Origin of the sequence: Methylobacterium aquaticum (assembly GCF_001043915.1) — a bacterium.
Taxonomy (GTDB): Bacteria; Pseudomonadota; Alphaproteobacteria; order Rhizobiales; family Beijerinckiaceae; genus Methylobacterium; species Methylobacterium aquaticum.
Map to the genome: position 1 here is coordinate 1 of NZ_LABX01000331.1, position 2,489 is coordinate 2,489.

Sequence of the window (2,489 nt, forward strand, 5' to 3'; positions counted from 1 at the left end):
TCCACGACCGTGAAGCCACCGTCGAGCATCACCGTGTTGGTTCCCTCCCCCGCCATGATCGCGAGCGAACCCGCCTTCACCGTGCCGGTCAGCGTGACCGTGTCGTCATCCCCACCCGTCGTGATCTGCGCCGCATCCACGACGGTGACGTCGCCGTCGAGCGTCACCGTGTTGGTGCCGTCCCCGGCATCAATCGACAGCGAACCCGCCTTCACCGTGCCGGTCAGCGTGACCGTGTCGTCGTTGCCGCCCGTCGTGATCTGGGCCGACCCGTCGATCGCGTACTCGCCGGTCAGCGACACCGTGTTGGTCCCACCTCCGGCGTCGATCCGAAGCGACCCGAGGCCAGCCACGCCGCCCGACACCGAGCCGTAAATGCCGGTGAGCGTAATGGTGTCCCGGCCGGCGCCGGTCACCACCGCGAGTTCGCCCGCGACCGTGAAGCCACCGTCGAGCATCACCGTGTTGGTTCCCTCCCCCGCCATGATCGCGAGCGAGCCCGCCTTCACTGTGCCGGTGAGCGTGACCGTATCGTCGTCCCCGCCTGTCGTGATCTGCGCCGCATCCACGACGGTGACGTCGCCGTCGAGCGTCACCGTGTTGGTGCCGTCCCCGGCATCAATGGAGAGCGAGCCCGCCTTCACTGTGCCGGTCAGCGTGACCGTGTCGTCACCCCCGCCCGTCGTGATCTGCGCCGCATCCACGACGGTGACGTCGCCGTCGAGCGTCACCGTGTTGGTGCCGTCCCCGGCATCAATGGAGAGCGAGCCCGCCTTCACTGTGCCGGTCAGCGTGACCGTGTCGTCGTCCCCACCCGTCGTGATCTGGGCCGACCCGTCGATCGCGTACTCGCCGGTCAGCGACACCGTGTTGGACCCACCTCCGGCGTCGATCCGCAACGACCCGAGGCCAGCCACGCCGCCCGAAACCGAGCCGTAGGTGCCCGTGAGCGTGATGCTGTCCTGGCCGGCGCCGGTCACCACCGCGAGCTCACCCGCGACCGTGAAGCCGCCATCGAGTGCGACACGATTGGTGCCGTCGCCCGCCATGATCGCGAGCGAACCCGCCTTCACCATGCCGGTGAGCGTGACCGTATCGTCGTCCCCACCCGTCGTGATCTGCGCCGCATCCACGACGGTGACGTCGCCGTCGAGCGTCACCGTGTTCGTGCCGTCCCCGGCATCAATGGAGAGCGAGCCCGCCTTCACCGTCCCGGTCAGCGTGATCGTATCGTCGTCCCCGCCCGTCGAGATCTGCGCCGCGTCCACGACTGTGACGTCGCCGTCGAGCGTCACCGTGTTGGTGCCGTCACCGGCATCGATGGAGAGCGAGCCCGCCTTCACTGTGCCGGTCAGCATGACCGTGTCGTCGTCCCCACCCGTCGTGATCTGGGCCGACCCGCCGATCGCGTACTCGCCGGTCAGCGACACCGTGTTGGTCCCACCTCCGGCGTCGATCCGTAGCGACCCGAGGCCAGCCACGCCGCCCGACACCGAACCGTACATGCCCGTGAACGTGATGCTGTCCCGGCCGGCGCCGGTCACCACCGCGAGCTCGCCCGCGACCGTGAAGCCGCCGCCGAGTGCGACACGGTTGGTGCCGTCGCCCGCCATGATCGCGAGCGAACCCGCCTTCACCGTGCCAGTCAGCGTGACCGTGTCGTCATCCCCACCCGTCGTGATCTGCGCCGCGTCAGAAACGGTGACGTCGCCGTCGAGCGTCACCGTATTGGTACCGTCCCCGGCATCGATGGAGAGCGAGCCCACCTTCGCCGTGCCGGTGAGCGTGACCGTATCGTCATCTCCACCCGTCGTGATCTGGGCCGACCCGTCGATCGCGTACTCGCCGGTCAGCGACACCGTGTTGGTCCCACCTCCAGCGTCGATCCGCAGCGACCCGAGGCCAGCCACGCCGCCCGACACCGAGCCGTACATGCCCGTGAACGTGATGCTGTCCCGGCCGGCGCCGGTCACCACCGCGAGTTCGCCCGCGACCGTGAAGCCGCCGTCGAGCGCGACACTGTTGGTGCCCTCCCCCGCCATGATGGCGAGCGAACCCGCCTTCACCGTGCCGGTCAGCGTGACCGTGTCGTCGTCGCGACCGGTCGTGATCTGCGCCGCATCCACGACGGTGACGTCACCGTCGAGCGTCACCGTGTTGGTGCCGTCCCCGGCATCAATCGACAGCGAACCCGCCTTCACCGTCCCGGTCAGCGTGACCGTATCGTCGTCCCCGCCCGTCGTGATCTGCGCCGCGTCCACGACGGTGACGTCGCCGTCGAGCGTCACCGTGTTGGTGCCGTCACCGGCATCGATGGAGAGCGAGCCCGCCTTCACCGTGCCGGTGAGCGTGACCGTATCGTCCCTGCTGCCCGTCGTGATCTGGGCCGACCCGCCGATCGCGTACTCGCCGGTCAGCGACACCGTGTTGGTCCCACCTCCGGCGTCGATCCGCAACGACCCGAGGCCAGCCACGCCGCCCGACACCGA

Annotated in this window: 1 protein-coding gene; it reads right to left on the bottom strand. The window is 69.1% G+C overall.

Annotation, left to right across the window (positions count from 1 at the left end; all coding sequences use genetic code 11):
• On the bottom strand, positions 1 to 2,423 hold a 2,423-nt coding region (locus VP06_RS31300; RefSeq protein ID WP_156295866.1), incomplete at its 3' end, for a beta strand repeat-containing protein.
• Between the last annotated feature and the right edge of the window lie 66 nt (positions 2,424 to 2,489).